Origin of the sequence: Pseudomonas siliginis (assembly GCF_024072275.1) — a bacterium.
In the GTDB taxonomy this organism is placed as follows: domain Bacteria; phylum Pseudomonadota; class Gammaproteobacteria; order Pseudomonadales; family Pseudomonadaceae; genus Aquipseudomonas; species Aquipseudomonas siliginis.
Map to the genome: position 1 here is coordinate 290,906 of NZ_CP099598.1, position 22,371 is coordinate 313,276.

21 protein-coding genes are annotated in these 22,371 nt (G+C 60.4%); 12 read left to right on the forward strand and 9 right to left on the reverse strand.

Annotated elements, in window-relative coordinates; translation table 11 throughout:
• Nucleotides 1-74: 74 nt before the first annotated feature.
• The 3 genes from NF676_RS01815 to NF676_RS01825 all read right to left on the reverse strand — a co-directional run bounded on the left by NF676_RS01815 (nt 75) and on the right by NF676_RS01825 (nt 4,239).
• Nucleotides 75-2,423 carry an FdhF/YdeP family oxidoreductase gene (locus NF676_RS01815; protein WP_252887131.1) on the reverse strand — a complete coding sequence of 783 codons (2,349 nt, stop codon included), beginning with the start codon at nt 2,421-2,423 and terminating at the stop codon, nt 75-77.
• Nucleotides 2,420-3,259 carry a formate dehydrogenase accessory sulfurtransferase FdhD gene (fdhD, locus tag NF676_RS01820; RefSeq protein WP_016772170.1) on the reverse strand — a complete coding sequence of 280 codons (840 nt, stop codon included), beginning with the start codon at nt 3,257-3,259 and terminating at the stop codon, nt 2,420-2,422. Before fdhD ends, NF676_RS01815 begins: the two co-directional genes overlap by 4 nt.
• A 92-nt stretch (nt 3,260-3,351) precedes the next feature.
• Nucleotides 3,352-4,239 (reverse strand): LysR family transcriptional regulator, encoded by an 888-nt coding sequence (locus NF676_RS01825; protein WP_252868618.1) that lies wholly within the window; start codon nt 4,237-4,239, stop codon nt 3,352-3,354.
• Nucleotides 4,240-4,376: 137 nt separating this feature from the next.
• On the opposite strand from NF676_RS01825, the gene lysM reads away from it, so the two are divergent.
• On the forward strand, nt 4,377-4,817 hold the full coding sequence (gene lysM / locus NF676_RS01830) for a peptidoglycan-binding protein LysM (protein ID WP_123585632.1): 441 nt from the start codon (nt 4,377-4,379) through the stop codon (nt 4,815-4,817).
• 98 nt (nt 4,818-4,915) lie between these two features.
• Here the strand turns inward: lysM and yrfG are convergent, their stop codons facing one another.
• Nucleotides 4,916-5,578, reverse strand: a complete 663-nt coding sequence (gene yrfG / locus NF676_RS01835; RefSeq protein ID WP_056787135.1) for a GMP/IMP nucleotidase — start codon at nt 5,576-5,578, stop codon at nt 4,916-4,918.
• 88 nt (nt 5,579-5,666) lie between these two features.
• On the opposite strand from yrfG, the gene nudE reads away from it, so the two are divergent.
• Together nudE and cysQ are read left to right on the forward strand one after the other, a co-directional pair.
• Entirely contained in the window at nt 5,667-6,236 is a 570-nt protein-coding gene (gene nudE / locus NF676_RS01840; RefSeq protein ID WP_016772166.1) for an ADP compounds hydrolase NudE, read from the forward strand.
• 7 nt (nt 6,237-6,243) lie between these two features.
• Entirely contained in the window at nt 6,244-7,071 is an 828-nt protein-coding gene (gene cysQ / locus NF676_RS01845) for a 3'(2'),5'-bisphosphate nucleotidase CysQ (protein WP_056787137.1), read from the forward strand.
• 199 nt (nt 7,072-7,270) lie between these two features.
• On the opposite strand, the gene NF676_RS01850 is transcribed toward cysQ, so the two are convergent.
• The 4 genes from NF676_RS01850 to rfbC are packed head-to-tail and all read right to left on the reverse strand — an operon-like array spanning nt 7,271 to nt 11,498.
• A complete protein-coding gene (locus NF676_RS01850; RefSeq protein ID WP_252877249.1) occupies nt 7,271-7,726 on the reverse strand; it encodes a thioesterase domain-containing protein in 456 nt (151 codons plus the stop codon).
• Nucleotides 7,723-9,105, reverse strand: coding sequence for a sigma-54-dependent transcriptional regulator (locus tag NF676_RS01855; protein WP_041477494.1), 1,383 nt, complete (start codon nt 9,103-9,105; stop codon nt 7,723-7,725). The genes NF676_RS01850 and NF676_RS01855 overlap by 4 nt, the downstream gene beginning before the upstream one ends.
• Nucleotides 9,102-10,910 (reverse strand): sensor histidine kinase, encoded by a 1,809-nt coding sequence (locus tag NF676_RS01860; RefSeq protein ID WP_252877250.1) that lies wholly within the window; start codon nt 10,908-10,910, stop codon nt 9,102-9,104. The genes NF676_RS01855 and NF676_RS01860 overlap by 4 nt, the downstream gene beginning before the upstream one ends.
• A gap of 42 nt (nt 10,911-10,952) precedes the next feature.
• Nucleotides 10,953-11,498 carry a dTDP-4-dehydrorhamnose 3,5-epimerase gene (gene rfbC / locus NF676_RS01865; protein ID WP_041477496.1) on the reverse strand — a complete coding sequence of 182 codons (546 nt, stop codon included), beginning with the start codon at nt 11,496-11,498 and terminating at the stop codon, nt 10,953-10,955.
• A 161-nt stretch (nt 11,499-11,659) separates the two neighbouring features.
• Here rfbC and NF676_RS01870 point away from each other — a divergent pair, with 161 nt between their 5' ends.
• The 9 genes from NF676_RS01870 to NF676_RS01910 all read left to right on the forward strand — a co-directional run bounded on the left by NF676_RS01870 (nt 11,660) and on the right by NF676_RS01910 (nt 21,523).
• Nucleotides 11,660-14,572 (forward strand): aminotransferase, encoded by a 2,913-nt coding sequence (locus NF676_RS01870; protein WP_252887132.1) that lies wholly within the window; start codon nt 11,660-11,662, stop codon nt 14,570-14,572.
• Between the two features lie 305 nt (nt 14,573-14,877).
• Nucleotides 14,878-15,756 carry an N-carbamoylputrescine amidase gene (aguB, locus tag NF676_RS01875; protein ID WP_073471536.1) on the forward strand — a complete coding sequence of 293 codons (879 nt, stop codon included), beginning with the start codon at nt 14,878-14,880 and terminating at the stop codon, nt 15,754-15,756.
• Nucleotides 15,756-16,862: an agmatine deiminase gene (gene aguA / locus NF676_RS01880; protein ID WP_252887133.1), complete on the forward strand. Its 1,107-nt coding sequence runs from the start codon at nt 15,756-15,758 to the stop codon at nt 16,860-16,862. Before aguB ends, aguA begins: the two co-directional genes overlap by 1 nt.
• A gap of 245 nt (nt 16,863-17,107) precedes the next feature.
• A complete protein-coding gene (locus NF676_RS01885; protein WP_056787152.1) occupies nt 17,108-17,320 on the forward strand; it encodes a hypothetical protein in 213 nt (70 codons plus the stop codon).
• Nucleotides 17,321-17,774: 454 nt separating this feature from the next.
• Entirely contained in the window at nt 17,775-19,079 is a 1,305-nt protein-coding gene (locus NF676_RS01890; protein ID WP_236168224.1) for an OprD family porin, read from the forward strand.
• A gap of 231 nt (nt 19,080-19,310) precedes the next feature.
• On the forward strand, nt 19,311-20,057 hold the full coding sequence (locus tag NF676_RS01895) for a 2OG-Fe dioxygenase family protein (RefSeq protein WP_041477502.1): 747 nt from the start codon (nt 19,311-19,313) through the stop codon (nt 20,055-20,057).
• Between the two features lie 79 nt (nt 20,058-20,136).
• The gene (locus tag NF676_RS01900; RefSeq protein WP_008080517.1) at nt 20,137-20,514 is read left to right on the forward strand and encodes a GNAT family N-acetyltransferase; all 378 of its coding nucleotides are present in this window, start codon (nt 20,137-20,139) and stop codon (nt 20,512-20,514) included.
• Complete coding sequence (locus tag NF676_RS01905) at nt 20,511-21,227, forward strand: AzlC family ABC transporter permease (RefSeq protein WP_016772152.1); 717 nt, start codon at nt 20,511-20,513, stop codon at nt 21,225-21,227. The genes NF676_RS01900 and NF676_RS01905 overlap by 4 nt, the downstream gene beginning before the upstream one ends.
• The gene (locus NF676_RS01910) at nt 21,206-21,523 is read left to right on the forward strand and encodes an AzlD domain-containing protein (RefSeq protein ID WP_024011198.1); all 318 of its coding nucleotides are present in this window, start codon (nt 21,206-21,208) and stop codon (nt 21,521-21,523) included. The genes NF676_RS01905 and NF676_RS01910 overlap by 22 nt, the downstream gene beginning before the upstream one ends.
• Here the strand turns inward: NF676_RS01910 and NF676_RS01915 are convergent.
• Nucleotides 21,440-22,366, reverse strand: coding sequence for a LysR family transcriptional regulator (locus NF676_RS01915; protein ID WP_122611119.1), 927 nt, complete (start codon nt 22,364-22,366; stop codon nt 21,440-21,442). The two genes, NF676_RS01910 and NF676_RS01915, sit on opposite strands and share 84 nt — an antisense overlap.
• Nucleotides 22,367-22,371: the final 5 nt, after the last annotated feature.

A 22,371-nucleotide genomic window follows, 5' to 3' on the forward strand; every position in this document is an offset into this window, starting at 1 on the left:
CGCTCCCACCTTTGAAATGCATTCCAAGTGTAGGAGCGAGCCTGCTCGCGAAGGGGCCGGATCTGGCTCCGCGGTTAAGCGGATTTAGCCATGATCAACCCAGTCTCACTCGCCGCTTCCAGCCGGATCGCAATGAACTTCGACGTCGGCGTGTGGCTGCCATCCCCCGTACTTTCCAGCGGCACCAGCGGATTGACCTCCGGATAGTACGCCGCCGCCTGCCCCGCAGGAATATCGAACGCCAACAATGTAAAACCTTTCACCCGACGCTCGCGACCGTCGTCCCAGATCGACACGATGTCGGCCTTCTGCCCAGGACGGAAGCCCAGGCGAATGATGTCGGCCTCGTTGGCGAACAGCACGTCACGCTGGCCCTTCACGCCACGGTAGCGGTCGTCGAGACCATAGATCGTCGTGTTGTACTGATCGTGGGAACGCATCGATTGCAGGATCAGATCCGGCACCTGCCCAGTGGCACGGGTGCGTTCGTGAACCAGATCTTTCGGCAACTGGTTGGCGCGGAAATTGGCACGGCCCGATGGCGTGTTCCACTTGCGGGCGCCAGCCGAGTTGCCCAGATAGAAGCCGCCCGGGTTTTTGATCTTGTCGTTGAAGTCTTTGAAACTCGGGATGGTGTCGGCGATCAGTTCGCGAATGCGCCCGTAATCGGCCACCAGCCAGTTCCAGTCCACCGGTTGGCTGCCCAACGTCGCGGCAGCGATGCCGGCGATGATCGACGGCTCCGAGCGCATCTGGTTCGACAGCGGCTGCAACTGGCCGTTGGAAGCGTGGACCATGCTGAACGAGTCTTCCACGGTCACCGCTTGCGGGCCTTCGGCCTGGATGTCGATGTCGGTACGGCCCAGGCACGGCAGGATCAGCGCGTCTTTACCGTGAGCGAGGTGGCTGCGGTTGAGTTTGGTGCTGATCTGCACAGTCAGGTCACAGTTGCTCAGCGCTTCGAAGGTGCGTGAGCTGTCCGGCGTGGCTTGGGCGAAGTTGCCGCCCAAGCCGATGAACACCTTGGCGCGACCTTCGGCCATCGCATGGATTGCCTCGACCACGTTGTGACCGTTATGACGCGGCACCTTGAACTGGAAGCGACGCTCCAGCGAATCGAGGAACGCCACCGGTGGACGCTCGTTGATGCCCATGGTGCGGTCGCCCTGCACGTTGCTGTGACCACGCACCGGGCACAGACCGGCGCCAGGTTTGCCGATATTGCCGCGCAGCAGCATCAGATTGGCGATTTCCTGAATGGTCGGCACCGAATGACGGTGCTGGGTGATGCCCATGGCCCAGCACATGATCACGTTCTTGCCTTTGGCGTACATGCGCGCTGCTTGCTCGATCTCGACCAGGGTCAGGCCCGATTGCTCGACGATCTGCTCCCACGAGGTATCGTCGACCGTGGCGAGGTACTCCAGCACGTTGGCGCTGTGAGCATTGAGGAAGTCATGGTCGAACACCGCCGGCTCGCCCGCCTTCTGCGCATCGCGTTCCCATTGCAGGAGGAACTTGGCCATGCCGCGCAGCACCGCCATGTCACCGCCGAGGGCCGGACGGAAGTACGCGGTGTTGGTCGGCTTGTCGCCGTTGGTGAGCATTTCGATCGGGTGCTGGGGATGCTGAAAACGCTCCAGACCGCGCTCTTTCAGCGGATTGATGCACACCACCTGAGCGCCGCGTTTCACCGCTTCACGCAACGGTTCGAGCATGCGCGGATGGTTGGTGCCGGGGTTCTGGCCCCAGACGAAAATCGCGTCGGCGTGTTCGAAGTCGTCGAAGGTCACCGTGCCTTTGCCGACCCCGACACTCTGCGCCAACGCTACGCCGCTGGCCTCGTGGCACATGTTCGAACAGTCAGGGAAATTGTTGGTGCCGTAAGCCCGCACGAACAGTTGATACAGATACGCCGCTTCGTTGCTAGCACGCCCCGAGGTGTAGAACTCTGCCTGATCCGGGCTCGGCAGATTGCGCAGGTGCTTGCCGATCAGAGCGAAGGCATCTTCCCAACTGATCGGCTTGTAGCGATCGGACTCGGCGTCGTAGACCATCGGCTCTGTCAGGCGACCCTGATATTCCAGCCAGTAATCGCTCTGCTCCAGCAGCGAAGTGACGCTGTGCTTGGCGAAGAATTTGGCATCGACGCGACGCTTGGTCGCTTCCCAGTTCACCGCTTTGGCGCCGTTCTCGCAGAACTTGACCATGCCGCTCTCCGGCGAATCACCCCAGGCGCAACCCGGGCAGTCGAAGCCGCCGTTCTGGTTGGTCTTGAGCATCATGCGCAGGTTTTTCAGGGCGTTGTCGCTGGTCAGCCACGCCTGGGCCACACTGATCAGGGCGCCCCAGCCGCCGGCGGCACCTTTGTAAGGCTTGTAGCGCGGGACAGGTTTCTGGTCGGCTTGATGATGTTGGCTCACGCTTGATTCTCCATCGCGGGGCTGTACACCCGCGGCGCACTTTTCTGCGGCAGGTGGATGAGATTGAGGTTGTGGCGCCGGGCCCATTGCACGGCCAGGCCGGTAGGCGCCGACAGGCTGACCAGGGTCTGGATGCCGGCACGCAAGACTTTCTGGATCAATTCGAGGCTGCAACGGCTGGTGACGATCGCCAGCCCGCCCTCTGTGGATATCTTCTGGCGGATCAGTCCGCCGATCAGCTTGTCCAGCGCGTTATGCCGACCGATGTCTTCACGACCGAGCAGCAGTTCACCACTGGCGTTCATGAATACCGCCGCGTGCACCGCGCCGCAGTGCTGACCGAGCGGCTGGAACGCGCCGATGCGCTGGCGCAAACCGTCGAGCCATTCGATCGGTGGCAAGGCTGCGCCCGGCAATACCTTGAGATCAGGCAGTGCCTGTTCGACCGCTTCGACGCCGCACAGTCCGCAGCCGCTGGTGCCGGCCAACTGCCGACGCTGCTGTTTGAGGTTCCAGAACGCGCGGTTGGCAATGGTCACTTGCGCGTATTGCGCCGAGCCTGCGCCTGTCAGTTGCAGATCGTAGATATCGCTGGCGTCTTCGATGATGCCGCTGCCGAGGCTGAAGCCGACAATGAAGTCTTCCAGATCGGTCGGGGTCACCAGCATCACCGCCTGGCTGATGCCGTTGTAGGCGATCGCCAACGCGACTTCCTCGGCCAGCGCGGTGCTGGCCGATGCCTCAAAGGGTAGATCGCTGTAGCTGTAGGTCTGGCTGGCGGCTGGCGCGGGCGTTTCAATTGCTGGCGCCGCGCAGGCTGGGCGCTTGGCGTTCATGGCATCACCGACGGTTTGATCTAGGTCAAGACTAGGCGCGGCAAGTTGTCGCGTCTAATCGCTATTACCGATCTACCGATAGATGCCGTCGATCAAGCGTCTTTTGACGATTTCTGATAAAGCGCGAAACAGGCTTCTGCCAGCGCTGAACGCGGCGCGCCACGGCGCATGATCAGGCCCAGCGGGGCGAGGGTGTGGGCATTTTCGATCGGTTGCAGGCGCAGGTGATCGGCGAGGGTTTCCGCGCCGCCGTCGAGGGGCATGATTGCGCAGCAAAAACCGCCGTGGACTGCTTGCAGCAGTTGATGCACGGCGTCGGTTTGCAACAGCGGTTGCGGCGTCAGGCCACGGCTGTGGAAGTTGTGGTCGATGGACTGGCGAAAATGCATGCCGCTGGTGAGCATGCACAGCGGCAGTTCGATCAGCGATTCCCAGCTCAGGGGTTCATCGCCGAAACTGAACGAGCGCTCGTCATAGAGCAGGCCCATGCGCGTCTCGTTAAAGGCCAGCGAATCGAACCGCTCGCTGTCCAGACGCTCCAGATACGAAACGCCAATGTCGATGCGGTTGTTCGCCAAGTGTTCGAGCACCTGCTCGGAACTCAGCGACGACAGCTCGAAGCGCAGGTCCGGGTGCGCCGCGTGCAGACGTTGCATCAGCGGTAACGGATCGAAACTCGACAGCGGCACCACCCCCAGGCGCAACGTACCGATCAGGTTGCCGCGACAGGCCGCCGCTTCCGCCTGCAAGCCGTCATAGGCTGCCAGCACCGTACGCGCCCACGCCAGCACGCGTTCGCCCGGTGCGGTGAAGCCTTCGAAGCGCTGGCCGCGATTGACCAATGGCAGGTCGAGTTCTTCCTCGAGGCTGCGCAAGCGCATCGACAGGGTCGGCTGGGTGATGTGGCAGCGCGCGGCGGCCTGGCCGAAATGGCGGGTTTCGTCGAGGGCGATGAGGAATTTCAGTTGCTTGATGTCCATCTTCGCTCCGGGCGGTTGGCGGGGTGTGGCGATTCTACCGCCAGCGGCGCGGCAGCGTCATTGGTCGGACTGGAACCGGGTTTGGCCGGGGTGGTCTAGGCTTGGACGACTGGAACCCAAATCAAGGAGTGTGCGCTATGAGTCTGTTGAGCTTTGTGAAAGAGGCCGGTGAGAAGCTGATTGATCTGTTGACCCCAGGCAATGCCAATGCGAGTGAGCAGTTGAAGGAACATATCAGCAAGGTCGGGTTGGGCAATCCCAACGTGCAGGCGACCGTGGATGGCGACAAGGTGACGGTGACCGGTGAAGTGGCGAGCCAGGAAGAGAAGGAAAAGATTCTGCTCGCGGTGGGCAACATTGCGGGCGTAGGCAGTGTCGATGATCAGATCACGGTGACCGGACCGGTCGTCGTGGCTGCCGAGTTTGTCGAGGTCAAGGCAGGTGACACGCTCAGTGCGATCTCCCTGCGCGTCTATGGCAATGCCAACCAGTACCAGAAAATCTTCGATGCCAACAAACCGATGCTCAAGGATGTGAACAAGATCTATCCGGGACAAAAACTGCGCATTCCGAAATAACGCAATCATGTAGGAGCTGCCGAAGGCTGCGATCTTTTGACTTGGACTTTAAAAAAAGCAGATCAAAAGATCGCAGCCTGCGGCAGCTCCTACAGGGGTCAAAGCCCTGCAATCAAATCGCGGTAATCCTCGACTGCGGCAAACTCCGCTGTGTCCTTCGGCCCTTTGCGGCTGTCCGGTTCTTTCACCGCCAGCAAGTGCGCCACGCCAAAATCCCGCGCACTGCGCAGGATCGGCAAGGTGTCGTCGATAAACAGGCTGCGCGCCGGATCAAAACCGATGTCCGCCTGCAAGGCATCCCAGAACTGCGGGTTCTCCTTGGGATAACCGTAGTCATGCGAGCTGATCAGCCGCTCGAAGTACGGCGCCAGTTCGATCCGTTCCAGTTTCAACGACAGCGAATCGCGGTGCGCATTGGTGATCATGATCACCCGTTTGCCGGCGCGTTTGATTGCGCCGAGAAAGGTATCGGCATCGGCGCGCAGGGCGATCAAGTGGGCAGTTTCCTGTTTCAGTTCACGCACCGACAATTTCAGTTCTGCGCTCCAGAAATCCAGGCAGTACCACTGCAACTGGCCAGCGTGGCGCTCGAACAACGGCTGCAATTCCAGCTCGGCCATGGCCCGGCTGATGCCGTGCAGTTCGGCGTAGCGTTGGGGCAGGTGTTCGAGCCAGAAATGGTTGTCGAAGTGCAGATCCAGCAGCGTGCCGTCCATGTCGAGCAGAACGGTATCGATGTCGGACCACGGTAAAGAAGGCATGGCAACGTCTCGAACGGTGAAAAGATATCCGACGCAAACAATCGGGAAAGCCGCGTTATAGTAGCGCGTTCACGCCAAGGAGCTTTGCATGCGCCAGAAACCCACCGTACTCGCCCGCGAGATCGTCGCCACCAGTCGCCTGTTTCGCGTCGAAGAACTCAAGCTGCGATTTTCCAATGGCGTGGAGCGCACTTACGAGCGTCTGGTCGGCAAGGGTGCGGGCTACGGCGCGGTGATGATCGTCGCGATGCTTGATGCCGAACACGCAGTGTTGATCGAGGAATACTGCGGCGGCACCGACGAATACGAACTGTCTCTGCCCAAAGGCCTGATCGAGCCGGGCGAAGACGTGCTGGCGGCCGCTGAGCGGGAACTCAAGGAAGAGGCCGGTTATGGCGCACGTCAACTGGAACATCTGACCGAGCTGTCGCTGTCGCCCGGTTACATGAGCCAGAAAATCCAGGTGGTGCTGGCCACCGACCTGTATGAAGAGCGGCTGGAAGGTGATGAGCCGGAGCCGATGCGGGTCGACAAGGTCAACCTGCGCGAACTGTCGGCACTGGCGCAGAATCCGCAATTTTCCGAGGGCCGCGCCTTGGCTGCGCTGTATCTGACCCGCGACCTGCTGAGCCAGCGCGGGGTGTTCAGCTATGAGTGAGACGTCGATGAATTTTCCCCATCCGCTGATGGCACCTGTGGTTGCGCTGGCTTTACAGGCTGGCGAGGCGATTCTGCCGTTCTGGCGCGCCGGCGTTGAAGTCACGGCCAAGTCCGATGATTCGCCGGTCACGGCCGCCGACCTGGCCGCCCATCACCTTATCGTTGCCGGGCTGACGGCGCTGGAACCGAGCATTCCGGTGCTGTCCGAAGAGGACGCCGACATCCCGCAAAGTGTTCGCGCCGGTTGGCAGCGCTGGTGGCTGGTGGATCCGCTGGACGGTACCAAGGAGTTCATCAGCGGTAGCGAGGAATTCACCGTCAACATCGCGCTGATCGAAAATGGCCGGGTGGTGTTTGGTGTGGTGACGATGCCGACCAACGGTCGTTTTTATGTCGGCGGCGCCGGATTTGGAGCCTGGCGTGGCGACGAGGGCGGTACGCCGACGGCGATTCAGGTGCGCGATGTGCCTGCGCCGGGCGAGGCGTTTACTGTGGTGGCCAGCCGTCGACATTCAAGTCCCGAGCAAGAGCGTTTGCTGGCCGGGTTGAGCGCCAGTCTTGGTGAGTTGCAACTGGCCAATATCGGCAGTTCCTTGAAGTTCTGTCTGTTGGCCGAAGGTGCTGCTGATTGCTATCCGCGACTGGCGCCGACTTCGCAGTGGGACACGGCGGCAGCGCAGGGCGTGCTGGAAGGGGCGGGGGGCGAGGTGCTGGATTTGAAGGGTGAAGCGTTCAGTTATCCGCCGCGAGAATCGCTGTTGAACGAGTTCTTTCTGGCGCTGCCGGCGAAGGCTGCGTGGCGCGGACGGTTGTTGGAGTTGGCCCGAGGCTAACTGCCTGATCCGCAATTCCCCTCACCCCGGCCCTCTCCCCCAGGAGAGGGAGCCGACCGAGTTGTCTGGCGCTATGCATCGACCTGGAGAATCGAGTCGTGGATTCGGCGAAGCAGTTTCAGGTCGACGTAAATCTGTAGCATCCCCGTATCGGTTCCCTCTCCCTCGGGAGAGGGCTAGGGTGAGGGGCTGTTGATCTTCAACGGTGCAAAACGTACTGCCCGGTAAATCTCACCGCCTCGTCCTCACTTCCCGCATTCAGTATCCGCGTATCCAGCGTCAGCCGCGCCCGTCCATATCGCCGATACATCGCCACAAAGCGTTTCCACACCGCGGCCTCCGGCGCCGGGCAAATGGCCACGGCGTCTCCCGTCACCGGCAGCGGATAACTGATCTGTCCTTCCTGAATGACGATATGTCCGTCGGCAATCCCTTCTTCCTTCAAACGTAAATGCAACCAGCCCCAACCGGCCAGCACCGCTGCGCAATACAGGCTGCCGCCAAACATGGTGCTCTTGTGATTGACGTTGGGCGCGAGCGGCAGGTGCAGGCTCAGTTGCTGCTCGCGCCACTCAAGCACCTCGAGGCCCATTTCGGCGGTCAGCGGAATGTCGTGATGCAGCACCGTTTGCAGGTATTCGCTTTCGCTGCTCATTCGTTGTCTTCCCCGTGGCTGCTGTCGCCGAAATTCAGACCGTGTTTGCGCAGCTTGTCATGCAGGGTCTTGCGCGGAATACCCAGAGCTTCGGCGAGGCTGCGCACCGAGCTGTGCGAGCGCGCCAGTTCGGCGGCTATCAACGATTTTTCGAAGTTTTCGACTTGCTCGCTGAGGCCGCCGCTGACCACTTCTACAGGCGCGCCGCCGCTGCCATCAGCGCTGTTGTCCAGTGCCAGTTCAAGGCCGAGGGCGAAGCGTTCGGCGGCATTTTGCAGTTCACGCACATTGCCCGGCCAGGTGTGGCGCAGCAGCAGGGCGCGGTGTGCCGGCTGCAGCTCATGGGGCGGCAAGCCATGGCGGGCGCTGGCTTCATCGGCGTAATGCTGGAACAGCACCAATGCGTCTTCGCCCCTTTCGCGCAGCGGCGGGATGCGCAGCGGCGCGACGTTGAGGCGGTAATACAAGTCGGCGCGGAAGCGACCCTGATCCGCCGCCTGGCGCAGGTCTTCCTTGGTCGCGGCGATGACGCGGATGTCCAGCGGTATCAACTGATTGCCACCCAGGCGTTCAACAACGCGCTCCTGCAGCATGCGCAGCAGTTTCACTTGCACGTCCATGCTCATGCTTTCGATCTCGTCGAGAAACAGCGTGCCGCCATTAGCAAATTCAAATTTACCGATGCGACGTTTCTGCGCCCCGGTGAAGGCGCCGGGCTCGTGACCGAACAGTTCGCTTTCCACCACCGATTCCGCCAGGGCGCCGGCGTTGATCGCTACGAACGGGCCGTTGCGGCGGCTCGACAAGTCGTGCAGCGCGCGGGCCACGACTTCTTTGCCGGCACCGGTTTCGCCGAGGATCAGCACGTCAGCCTTGGTCGCCGCCAGCGCACCGATCTGCTCACGCAGGCGCAGCATCGGCGTCGAATGGCCGACCAGCCGCGCGCTCAATTCGTTGCGGTCGCTCAAGGCCAGACGCAGGCTGCGGTTGTCCAGCACCAGCCGCCGTAGCGCGAGGGCGCGACGGACGCTGTCGAGCAGTGCATCGCTGGCAAAGGGCTTTTCCAGAAAGTCGTAAGCGCCGGCGCGCATCGCCTGCACCGCCAGCGGTACGTCGCCATGGCCAGTGATCAGCAGCACCGGCAACTCGGGATCCTGTGCGTGCAATTCACTGAGCAGCTCGAGGCCGTCCATGCCCGGCATGCGAATGTCGCTGACCACCACACCTGGCCAGTCACGCTCAAGCTGTGCGGCGAGGCCCTTGGCTTCGGACAGCGGCAGAATTTTCAGGCCGGCCAGGTCCAGGGTCTGGCCGAGAGCCTGGCGCAAGTGCGGATCGTCGTCGATCAACACTACCTGGATGCGATTGTCGATGGTCATGCACTTCGATCCTCGGACGGTTGCAGGCTGACTCCGGGCGCGCCGGCGCGCAGGCGCAGGGTAATCAGGGCACCGCCTTGTTTGTGGTTGGCGAACGACAGCTCGCCACCAAAGGCGCGCATCAGCGTTTCACAAATGGCCAGCCCCAGACCCAGACCCTGTGTGCGGGTCTTGGTGGTGTAAAAGGGCTCGCTGGCGCGGCCAAGAGCTTCCATGCAGAACCCGGGGCCATTGTCGCGAATGTACAGATTGACGCCGTCGGCGGTGGCTTCGGCACTCAGCCACAACTTGCGCGGCGGGCCTTTTTCGGTGAGCGCATCGAGGGCGTTGGCCAGCAGATTGCCGAGCACCTGGCGCAGTCGGGTTTCGCCGGCCTCGACCCACAGCGTGGCTGCGGGCAAGTCGCGGATCAGTTCGACTTCCATGCTGCGGCGACGTTTGGCGAGTAATGCCAGCGCATCGTCCAGCGCCGGTTGCAGAGCGACGCTTTCCGGTGCGTGGCGATCGCGCCGAGCGAAGGCACGCAAGTGGGCGATGATTGAGGCCATGCGCCCGGTCAGTTCGCTGATCAGCTTGAGGTTGCCGCGCGCGTCCTCGGTGCGCTGATGATCGAGCAGCACTTCGGCGTTTTCCGCATAACTGCGAATCGCTGCCAGCGGTTGATTGAGTTCGTGGCTGATACTCGCCGACATGGTCCCCAGTGCCGACAATTTGCCGGCCTGAACCAGATCGTCCTGAGCGCGCACCAGCTCCTGCTGGGCGTGCTCGCGCTCAAGCACTTCCTGTTTCAAACGCCGGTTGAGGCCTTCCAGATCGCTGGTACGTTCGGCCACCCGGCCTTCCAGTTCGCGGCGCGCCTTGGCCTCGAAGGCGATGCGCTCCAGATAATGCCGGCGACGTTGCATCATCAAACCCACCAGCAGCATCACCACCAACAGTGTGGCGCCGCCGATCGCGACCACCGTGCGCACCGGACGATCAATCAGCGTGCGCGGGGCGAGGATGCTCACGCTCCAGCCGGTCTCGGCGATGTCGTGGGTCTGCGTCAGCCAGGCGTCAGGGCTCAGGTTCAGCGGCCGGGGTTCACGGGTCGGGTAGGGCTGGATCGCGGTGATCGCGGCGCGCTCGGCATCGCTCAACTCGCGAGTGGAGCGGAAACGCCATTCCGGGCGCGACGTCAGGATGACCACGCCGTTATGGTCGGTCACCAGCAGTTGTTCCGGGGTTTTGCCCCACAGGCTTTCGGTATGGTCGAGGTCGACCTTGATCACCAGCACGCCGATGATTTTCTCGCCGTTGCGCACAGCAGCGGCGAAGAAGTAGCCGCGCTTGGCGGAAGTGGTGCCGAGGCCGAAGAAGCGTCCGAGGCGCCCGGCCATGGCTTCGCTGAAATACGGGCGGAAGGCGAAGTTGCGGCCGACGAAGCTGTCGCGTTTGTCCCAGTTCGACGCCGCCAGCGTCTGGCCGGATGTGTCCATCAGGTACATCACTTCAGCGCCGGTCTGCGCGGCGATGTTTTTCAGCAAGCGATTGGCGTTGCCTTGGGTCACGCCGTCGTCCGGCGCACCGAGCACCGCGCGCAGGGCCGGCAGGTCGCCGAGAATCTGCGGCAACACTTCATAGCGATGCAGGGTGCCGAGCAGGTTGGCGACGTAGAGATCGAGGGTCTGGCGATTCTGCCCGGCGAGTTCGCTGCGGTAATAGCGCTCGGCAAGATGTTCCAGCGGCCACAGCAGCGGCGCCAGGCACAGGGCCAACAGCGCGAGGCTGCGCCAGCGGGGTCTGCGGGGAAGCGGTGGTTTCATGTGCCGGATACGCCTGTAGGGACAGGCGCATTATGCCCGGCCTCAGGCGAAGACGTCAGCGTCCTTGAGCAGCGCAGCCGCCTGGTCCTTGGCCGACAGCTTCGGCGCTGCGTCCAGTTGCCAGTCGATGCCCAGCGCCGGGTCGTCCCAGCGAATGCTGCGCTCGGAGGACGGGTCGTAATAGTTGGTGGTCTTGTAGAGGAATTCGGCGAACTCGCTCAGCACCACGAAACCGTGAGCGAAACCTTCCGGTACCCATAGCTGACGATGATTTTCCGCCGACAGGCGCACCGCCACCGATTTGCCGAAATGCGGCGAGCTGCGACGGATGTCCACCGCCACATCAAGCACTTCACCCGCGGTCACGCGAACCAGTTTGCCCTGGGTGTTCTGCAACTGGTAATGCAGGCCACGCAGCACGCCTTTTTGCGAGCGCGAATGGTTGTCTTGCACAAATTGCGTATCCAGACCGGTGGCGTCCTGAAACGCTTTGGCATTGAAACTCTCGTAGAAAAAACCGCGCTCGTCGCCGAACACCTTGGGTTCGATGATCAGAACACCGGGCAGATCGGTGGTGATGACATTCATGAGGATTTCCATAGACAGGTGTGAATGGCCGACATTCTTGCGCAAAGTGCTGCAGGGCGCGAGCGTTCGGTTTGAATTGGGCCGTTCAGTCACGCTGGGGGTTGCGTAACCGCCAAGGCAATGGCGATATAAGCGCCTAATAAAATTTCAGGGGTCGTTTCATGCCGCTCGCCACGTTGATTCATCGCGCCAGTTTGCCCGGTCCGCAGGTTTCAGAGGCGCAGGCGCTGCAATGGCTGGCCGAACATTACGGGCTCAGCGGCACGTTGCAGGCGCTGGGCAGCCAGCAGGATCTGAATTACCGCGTCGACAGCGCAAATGGGCGCTTCGTGTTGAAAGTCTGTCGTGGCGACTACGCTCTTGTGGAACTGCAAGCCCAGCACGCAGGCCTCAATTATCTGGCCGAGCACTCGGCGATCAAGGTGCCGCGCGTCATCGCAGCCAATAACGGTGCGGATCTGTTGTCGTTGCAAGCCAATGGCGAAACGGTGCATGTGCGGTTGTTGGAGTACATCGACGGGCAGCCGTTGACCGATTTCGATCATCTTGGCCAGAACGTGGTTGCCGGGTTTGGCCGACTCTGTGGCGAGATGGATCTGGCGCTGGCAGGCTTCGATCACCCCGGCCTTGAACGCACCTTGCAGTGGGACGCGCGTCACGCCAACGCTTTGATCAGTCATCTGTTGCCGGTGATCTCGGACGTGCAGCAGCGTGCGGTGATCAGCGCTGCCGCCGAGCAGGCCGAGCGCTGTTTGCAGCCGCTGCTGGACAAGCTGCCGGTGCAGGCGATTCACATGGATATCACCGATGACAACGTCGTCTGGGCGCGTGATGCCCAGCGGCATTGGCAGTTGCAGGGTGTGATCGATTTCGGTGATCTGGTGCGCACCTGGCGCATCACTGATTTGTCCGTGACCTGTGCGGCTTTGCTGCATCACGCCGATGGCGATCCGTTTGTCATCCTGCCGGCGGTCAAGGCTTATCACGCGGTCAATCCGTTGCAGTACGCTGAGCTGCAAGCGCTGTGGCCATTGATCGTGGCGCGGGCGGCGGTGCTGGTGCTCAGTGGCGAGCAACAGGTGAGCATCGATCCCGCCAATACTTATAGCCGCGACAATCTCAGCCACGAGTGGGAAATCTTCCGCGTCGCGACCTCGGTGCCACAGGCGCTGATGGAAGCGGCGATTCTCACAGCCGTGGGACTGACTGTGCCAGAGGCCGAAAACACAGAATTTGCACCGTTGTTGCCAGGGCTGGTCGGGCGTGAATTTGCGCTGATCGATCTGGGCGTGTTGAGTCCGCATTTCGAAGCGGGCAATTGGGAGCAACCGGGCATTGATCAGCGTTTGCTGACAGAGGCCGCAGCGGTGCATGGGCTGGCGGCGACGCGTTATGGCCAGTACCGCTTGTCACGCACCCGCCCGGACAGTGCGACTGAACCGGATACGTTCCCGTTGCATGTCGAATTGCGTGTGCCGACCGGAACCGAAGTTCAAGCACCGTTCGCTGGCGTTCTGAATCAAGCGGCAAACGGTGCGCTGCAACTCGATGGCCCACAGTTCAGTGTTCGCCTGTGGGGCGTGACGCCTGTTCTTGAACATGGGGTGGCAGTGGATAGAGGCCAGAAACTCGGTGCGGTCACGGGTTCGCTGCTAGTGCAGATGTGCCGGGGAGCGGAACTCGACGCGCCGCTGTTCTGCACGCCGTCCCGTGCATCCGCGTGGCAGGCGTCGTGCCCGTCGCCGGCGACGTTGCTCGGGCTGGCCTGCGACGCCGAGCCTGAGCTGGACGCGCAAACCCTGCTTGAACGCCGCGATGCCAGTTTCGCCCGCACGCAAAAACACTATTACGTTGACCCGCCACGTATTGAACGCGGCTGGCGCAATCACCTGATTGATATGCACGGCCGCTCCTATCTGGACATGCTCAACAACGTCGCGGTTCTCGGCCATGGTCACCCTCGGATGGCGGCGGTCGCGGCGCGGCAGTGGTCGTTGCTCAATACCAATTCGCGCTTCAACTATGCGGCGGTCGCCGAGTTCTCCGAGCGCTTGCTCAAGCTGGCGCCGAAGGGCATGGATCGCGTGTTTCTGGTCAACAGCGGCAGCGAGGCCAATGACCTGGCGATTCGTTTGGCCTGGGCCTACAGCGGCGGGCGCGACATGATCAGCGTGCTCGAGGCGTATCACGGCTGGACGATCGGTGCCGATGCGGTATCGACGTCGATTGCCGACAACCCGAGGGCGCTGGAAAGTCGCCCGGACTGGGTGCATCCGGTGCCGGCGCCGAACACTTATCGGGGCGAATTCCGTGGCGCGGATTCGGCGCCGGATTACGTGCGCAGCGTCGAACATCACCTGCAAAAACTGGCCGAGCAAAAGCGGCAACTGGCCGGTTTCATCTGCGAGCCGGTCTACGGTAATGCCGGGGGTATTTCTTTACCGCCGGGCTATCTGCCGCAGGTGTATGAAAAGGTCCGCGCGCAGGGCGGGGTGTGCATCGCTGACGAAGTGCAGGTCGGTTACGGGCGCATGGGCCATTTCTTCTGGGGCTTCGAAGAGCAGGGCGTGGTGCCGGACATCATCACCATGGCCAAAGGCATGGGTAACGGCCAGCCACTTGGCGCGGTGATCACCCGCCGGGAAATCGCCGAGGCGCTGGAGGCCGAAGGTTATTTCTTCTCGTCGGCGGGCGGCAGTCCGGTCAGTTGCCAGATCGGCATGGCGGTGCTGGATGTGATGGAGGAGGAAAAGCTCTGGGAAAACGCCCAGGTCGTCGGCGGTTACTTCAAGGCGCGCCTGGAAGCGTTAATCGATAAACATCCGCTGGTCGGTGCGGTGCACGGCTCCGGTTTCTACCTCGGGCTGGAACTGATCCGCAATCGCCAGACGCTGGAGCCGGCGACCGCCGAAACTGCGTTGCTGTGTGATCGTCTGCGCGAGTTGGGGATCTTCATGCAGCCGACGGGCGATGACTTGAACATCCTCAAGATCAAGCCACCGATGGTGACGTCGCGCCAGAGCGTGGATTTCTTCGTCGAAATGCTGGATCGGGTGTTGAGCGAAGGCCTGTAAGCAAGGCACATCCCCTGTGGGAGCGAGCCTGCTCGCGAAAGCTGTGTATCAGTCGCCACATGCGGTGACTGACACAGCGCATTCGCGAGCAGGCTCGCTCCCACATTTGTTTTCGCTCTCAAGTTCGATTTTTATCGATTTAATTAGCGTTCAAACGAATAGATTACTGATTTATAGCTTTTAAAGCCGATATTTATCGGTTATAAATTCGCCATTGCTCCGGCATGACGATCTTTTGTCCGGTGCGCGCGTTTTCTTTTCGGTTGAATTCTTCGACCGTCAAAGCACTAGCCCGGAGATGATTCATGAGCCGTATCGTTACCGTCGCCGCCACGCAGATGGCCTGTTCGTGGGACCTGGAAGCCAACCTCGAAACCGCTGAAAGACTGGTCCGTGAAGCCGCCGGCAAAGGCGCGCAGATCATCCTCATCCAGGAACTGTTCGAGGCACCGTATTTCTGCCAGAAGCCGAATCCGGATTACCTGCAACTGGCAACGACGGTTGAAGAAAACGTCGCCATCAAGCATTTCCGGAAAATTGCCAAAGAGCTGCAAGTGGTGCTGCCGATCAGCTTCTACGAACTGGCCGGGCGTGCACGCTTCAACAGCATCGCGATCATCGACGCCGACGGCAGCAACCTCGGGATTTATCGTAAAAGCCACATTCCGGACGGCCCGGGCTATCACGAGAAGTATTACTTCAACCCGGGCGACACCGGCTTCAAGGTGTGGAATACCCGTTACGCGAAAATCGGCGTCGGCATCTGCTGGGACCAGTGGTTCCCGGAAGCGGCGCGCAGCATGGCCCTGCAAGGCGCGGAAATTCTCTTTTATCCAACCGCGATCGGCAGCGAGCCGCACGACAAGACCATATCTTCGCGCGATCACTGGCAGCGGGTGCAGCAGGGCCATGCCGGCGCCAACCTGATGCCGCTGATCGCCAGCAACCGCATCGGCAACGAAGAACAGGACGGCTACGACATCACCTTCTATGGCTCTTCGTTCATCGCCAACCAGTTCGGCGAAAAAGTGCAGGAGCTGAATAAAACCGAAGAAGGTATTCTTGTGCACACGTTCAACCTCGACGAGCTGGAACATATTCGCAGCGCGTGGGGTTCATTCCGCGACCGCCGGCCGAATCTGTACGGCGCGTTGAAAACCCTCGACGGTTCCCTGGAGTCCTGATGACCACATTGAAAAGTACCCCGCGCGCCGACGGCTTCTACATGCCGGCCGAGTGGGCGCCACAAACCCAGACCTGGATGATCTGGCCCGAGCGCCCGGACAACTGGCGTCTGGGTGGCAAACCGGCGCAGGCCGCGCACGCCACAGTGGCCAAAGCCATCGCCCGCTTCGAGCCGGTGACCGTTGCCGTCTCCGCCGGCCAATACGAAAACGCCCGCGCGCGCCTCGATGTGCCGAATATCCGCGTGGTGGAAATGTCCAGCGACGATGCCTGGGTTCGTGACAGCGGCCCGACCTTCGTTATCAATAACCATGGCGAAGTGCGCGGTGTGAACTGGAATTTCAACGCCTGGGGCGGTTTCGATGGCGGCCTGTATGCACCGTGGAACCGTGATTCGCAGGTCGGCGGCAAGATCCTCGAGATCGAGCGCAGCCCACGTTATCGCACTGAAGGTTTCGTGCTCGAAGGCGGCTCGATTCATGTCGACGGCGAAGGCACGCTGATCACCACCGAAGAATGCCTGCTCAACCGCAATCGCAACCCGCACCTGAGCCGCGAAGAAATCGAAGCCGTACTCAGCGACAACCTGTCTGTGGACAAGATCATCTGGTTGCCGGATGGCTTGTTCAACGATGAAACCGACGGCCATGTGGATAACTTCTGCTGCTACGTGCGTCCGGGCGAAGTGCTGCTGGCGTGGACCGATGATCCGCAGGATCCGAACTACCCGCGCTGCCAGGCCGCAATGAAAGTGCTGCAAAGCAGCACCGACGCCAAGGGCCGCCCGTTCACGGTGCACAAAATGCCGATTCCGGGGCCGCTCTATGCGACCGAAGAAGAATGCGCCGGGGTCGATCCGGTGGACGGTTCGCAGGAGCGCAACCCTTCCGTGCGCCTGGCCGGCTCCTACGTGAACTTCCTGATCGTCAACGGCGGCATCATCGCGCCGAGCTTCGACGACCCGATGGATGCCCCGGCCAGGGAAATTCTGCAGAAGCTGTTCCCGCAGCACGAAGTGGTGATGGTGCCGGGCCGTGAACTGTTACTGGGTGGCGGCAATATTCACTGCCTTACCCAACAGCAGCCAGCGCCGCACAAAGAGTGAGTTGAGTCGTAACAGCTTGAGTTGATTAACAAATCAGTCAGGCAATGATTAGCTCGCTACCCATGAAAGCAAGCCCGCAGCCCGTCAGGACCGCGGGCTTGTTTGTATCCGCCGGTCCACATTCGAGTCGCCTTGGCATAGCTCTTGTATTGCTCCTGATGCACTAGGGAGGGAGGGGAACTTCAACAGTTCTGTCACAAACCTTGGATAACGTAGCCGCTCACGAACGGGGAGAGAGCGCTGAAATGAACGCCGAAGTGAACGTAATCAGCGAGCGGACTGTGCATCCCATGGCCGTCAACGGCGAATCGCTCCAGCTTGTCGCGCACTGGTTGAAGTCCAATGGAACGCGTCAGATCAGAGAACCTGATCCGCGCCGGATGATGATCGAGCGTTACCCCGCTGGCCTGTTCAGCGAGGCCGAGCTGGAAGCCTTGTGGGATGTGATGGAAGGATAGGAACAACAGGGATTGGTCAAAAAGCGCTGCCGGGATGGCGGCGCTTTTTTTGGCCTGATTTTTATCCACAGGCATTCAAAGGTGGGAGCGAGCCTGCTCGCGATGACGTCAGCCCTGCCAATGACTTTATGCGCGTTCGCGAGCAGGCTCGCTCCCACAGTTCAGAACTCCCTGCTTAACCTCATTTTTCTGCAACCGCCCAGCAAAAAAATTACGTTTCTTAGACGTTTTTCGCCTATTTAAAGACGATTCTTGAAATTGACACACAGTTCAGGGCGCGGCTACGATTCGGCCCAACGCCTGTGGCTAACCGCCATGACTCAAAATAAGGAGCAGGCCCGCCATGACGTTAACGTCGGCGGGCTTTTTTGTTTCGGGGTGAATACAAGAGTGCAGAAAGCGCCGTTTCAGCCGTTCGACACAGCGCGTTTCAACCCGTAATAAGGAAAACAAAATGTTGAACAAGCGAATCAGTCTGATCGCACTGGGGATGTTGAGTGCTACACAGGCCATGGCTAACGACCAGGCCGAATCCAAGGGTTTCGTTGAAGACAGCAGCCTGAAAGTGCTGCTGCGCAACGCCTACATCAATCGTGATTACAAAGACGGTAACAAGGACAAGGCCGAATGGGGCCAAGCGGCCATCGGTACGTTCTCGTCGGGCTTCACCCAAGGCACCGTAGGTGTCGGTGTGGACGCTTTCGGTCTGTACGCATTGCGCCTGGACGGCGGCAAGGGCCGTAGCGGCGCCGGCGGCATCGACTTCTTCAAACAGGAAAATGATGGTCGCGCGAACCACGACATCGCCAAGGGCGGTGCTGCGGTCAAGTTCCGTGTGTCCAACACTGTACTGACCTACGGCGACCAGATGCCGGCCCTGCCGGTGCTGAGCTACGACAACGTGCGTCTGCTGCCGGAAAGCTATACCGGTACTTTGATCACCTCCCGTGAGATCAAAGGCCTGGAATTAAACGCCGGGCGTTTCACTGCCGAGTCGCGCAAAAGCGATGAAGGCCGTGACAGCGGCGGTCTGAAGTCGATCAACGTGTTGGGCGGCAGCTATCAGTTCACCGAAAACTTCAAAGGCGCGCTGTACGCCTCCGACGTTGAGGACGTCTTGAAGAAACAGTACGTGAATGCCAACTATGTGATTCCGTTCAACAAGGATCAGTCGCTGACCCTGGATTTCAACGGTTATCGCACCAAGCTGGACAGCTCGTACGTACGCGAAAACACCGTGCCGGGCGAAAGCATCGTCACCGGTCGCGACAACAAGATCTGGAGCCTGGCAGCCACCTTCGCCACCGGCCCGCACTCGTTCACCGTGGCGCATCAGCGTTCCACCGGCGACAGCAACCTCGGTTATGCCTACGGCGGCTACCAGAAAGATCAGGGCCGTGTCGGCGACGGTGGTAACTCCATCTATCTGGCCAACTCCTACTGGTCTGACTTCAACGCCGAAGACGAACGCAGCTGGCAGCTGGGTTACGGTCTGGACTTTGGTTCGTTCGGCGTTCCGGGTCTGAGCTACAACTTCGCTTACGTGCGCGGCGACAACATCACCACGTCCACCAGCGAAGGCGGCACCGAGCGCGAAATCTTCAACCAGTTCAAGTACGTCGTGCAGAGTGGCCCGGCCAAAGACCTGAGCGTGAAGTTGCGCAGCTCGATCCTGCGCGTGTCGCAGAAATCCAGCGAGTACAACGTCAGCGGTAACGAGCTGCGTGTATTCGTGGACTATCCGATCAACATCTTCTGATGATCGATCCGCTGTAAGAGAAATGAGAAAACCTCGATTCGATCGGGGTTTTTTTTCGCCGGTTCTTCAGCGAAAACCGCAAATAACCGGTGTTTTTGTCATGTAAAAGTCGTTTTTCAAGCGCTGCAGATTCCGTTTCAAGCAGTGCTTCAAATGCCTGAAATTCTTTCTCATGGACGCAAATTCTCCACCCAATAGATTAGGGCGTTCAACGCAGCGGAGAATTTGGTAATGATCGTTTTGAACAGAGAAGTGGGCGAATCGCTACGGCGCGACAAGTTTGTCAACGTCCAGGGTGGTGACTTCAATCTCTACGGTCATTTTGCCGACTTCGTCAGACTGACCAAAAGTTGGGAAAACATGGAGCCAGACAGCTACTACGGTCAGGCCGAAGCCGGCATGCGTTATCGTCGTTACAGCGACTTTGAATACAACCCGAAAACCCGCGAGCTCAAGCAACTTGAGCATCGCGCTTATGTGCAATCGAAAGAGAACAACGCTTACGTCGGTGGCGTGGTGCGCCACTTCCAGGACTTTTCCGAGGAAGTGATCTCCTCGCCGGTGATGCGCAGCCTGATCGACACCGATTTCGAAGTGTACAAAAGTGTCCTGCCGGAAGAGTTGCACGATGAAATCTGGCAGTGCCAGATCCATCAGATCCGCATCGAGATCAAACCCGGCAAACAGCTGGAAATCACTCCTGAAGGTATTCATTGCGACGGCTATCCGTTCAGCGGTGTGCACTTCTGGGGCCGCAGTAACGTAGAGGGTGCCGAGAGTCGACTGTACGACATCCACGAGCATCAGCTGGCGGCGACCACCTACGAGGAAATTCTCGATACCACCTTCTTCCTCGATCGCGACATGCGCCACTACGTGACCCCGGCGCGCAATACCCACACCCATGCCATGGCGTACCGGCAGATTCTGGCGATTTCCTTCTCGCGGCCCGGGACCGCTTTCGACATTGTTCGCTAATCAGATCACCCTAATCGACGGCGTCGAGTGCTCGACGCCAGTGGTACTGCGCCGCGCCACCGCCAAGGATGCGCAACGCATGGAGCGCTTCTTCCGCCAGTTCGACGAAGTGTCGTTCTGCGAATGGCAGGACGCCAAATGCCTGCGCGGCGTGTTGATCCAGAAAACCACCACGGCGTATCTGGCGTTCGATGTGGCTGGCGAGATCGTCGGCGCGGTGCTCGGCGGCATGCTCGGCAGTCGCGGCACGATCAATCATCTGGCCGTGAGCCCGCGCTACCGCAGCCAGGGCGTGGGCCAGCGTCTGGTTGAAGCAGCGTCGTCCGACATGAAACGGGTCGGGGTGCTGCGGATGTTTCTGTTCGTCGACGATGCTAACCTCGCGGGCAAGCGATTCTGGACTGCCCAGGGTTTTTGCGAGCCTCACGGCGAACGAACATTTGAGAGGGATCTATGAATGAAAGGTCCGGCAGCGCGCCGCTGATGGCGACTCATCAGCCGTCGCGCACGTTTGCCGAAGCCAGCCCGGTGGTCGCCGGGTATTTCACCGTGTCGTTTGTTTTCGGGCTGATGGCGGTAAACGCCGGTCTGCCGATGTGGCTGCCAGTAGCGATGTGCTTGTTCGTCTATGCCGGCGCCTCGCAGTTCGCCGCGCTGGCGCTGATCTCCAGCGGCGCATCGCTGACCACCATTGTGCTGACCACTTTCCTGATCAATGCGCGGCACATGCTGATGTCGGTGTACATGGCCAAGGCCCTGCGCGCCCTTGGCTTGAGCCGCATGGAGCGTTGGGCTTACGCCGGTGGCCTGACGGATGAATCCTTCGCCTTTCATAGCGTCAAGCTCGGCACGGGCGCACCGGTCAATGTGCGTTACCTGATCGGCTTCAACCTGTTCTGCCACACCTCGTGGGTGCTCGGCGGTTTGCTCGGTGCGGTCTGCGCGCAGTACGCGGCGCACTTGATCAAATATCAGCTCGACTACGCGCTGACGGCGATGATGCTTTACGTGCTGGTCTCGCTGTGCAACACGCGCAACAAACTGATTGCCGCCGCTGCCGCCGTGGTCTGCATGGGGGCGCTGAGCCTGATCGGCAGTTCGCCCTTCAACGTATTTATCGCCACGTTTGTGGGCTGCGGAGTGGGTGTATGCCTGACCAAACGTTCCTGATTCTGGTGGTGGTGCTGATGATGGCCGTGACCTTCCTGCCGCGCGCCTTGCCACTGCAGATCAACACCGAACACTGGCCGCCCTTCGTGGCGCGGGCGCTGGAATATCTGCCGGTGGCGATCGTCGCTGCGATCAGCCTCACACCCCTGTTGATCAAGGATCGGCAGATCCAGCTCGATCGCCCGGAATTCTATGCTGCGATTCCGACGTTGCTATGTGCGTATTTCAGCAAAAACCTCTTTCTCAGTGTGGCGGTGGGGACGGCTGCGTACATTGCGCTCGGCTCGTTCATGTAGCGGCAGATCAACGACGTCGTTCAGCGCCTGGTGCGACAGCTCCGGATTGTTTACCGCCAGGCGCACTTCGAGGAAATCCTCGAAACCGGGAAAAATCGTCAGACCGTTCTTCTGCGCCGCTTCACGCGAGACCATGCCGACCGCATCCATCTGCGTGATCAACGACAGCGTCAGGGTTTCGCTGCAGGAATAGACCATGCGCTGGCCGTTCTCGTGATTGCCCAGCCCGGCGTCGAGAAACCGCAAGAAGCTGTGGGAATACGGACAATCTTCCGCAGGACGCACCTGAAACTTGTTGCCCAGCAAAGTCAGCGGATCGTTTTCCTGACCGCAATGCGCACCGACCACCTGCACCTGCACCTCCGGCAGCACGATACTCGGCAGCCCCGGCCGCTGCGGGCCGATCAGCACGGCAAGGTCGAAATCTTCGTTCTTCAGCTTGCTGAGATTTTCCATCGACTCGGCGTAGCTGAATTCCATCTGGTAATCGGGAAACACCTCAATCAGGCGTCCGATCATGCGTCGGTTGAAATCAGGCGACAGGGTGTTGTTCAACGCCACCTTCAACGTGCGCTGCCCGGGCACCTTCAGCGCCTCGACCTTTTCTTCCATCTGTCGCGTGGCGATCAACACTTTGTCGATGTAAGGCGTGAGCTCCGTACCTTGCGGCGTCAGCGTCAGGCCCTTGTTGGAGCGGCGAAACAAGCGGAAACCGAACTGCTCTTCGACCTTGTTCAACTGTGCGGCCAACGCCTGCACGGTCAGGCACGAATGCTCGGCTGCGGCCGACAACGAGCCGGTCTGCACGATGCGCATGAGGTTGCGTAAGGTTCTGCTATCCATGGGTA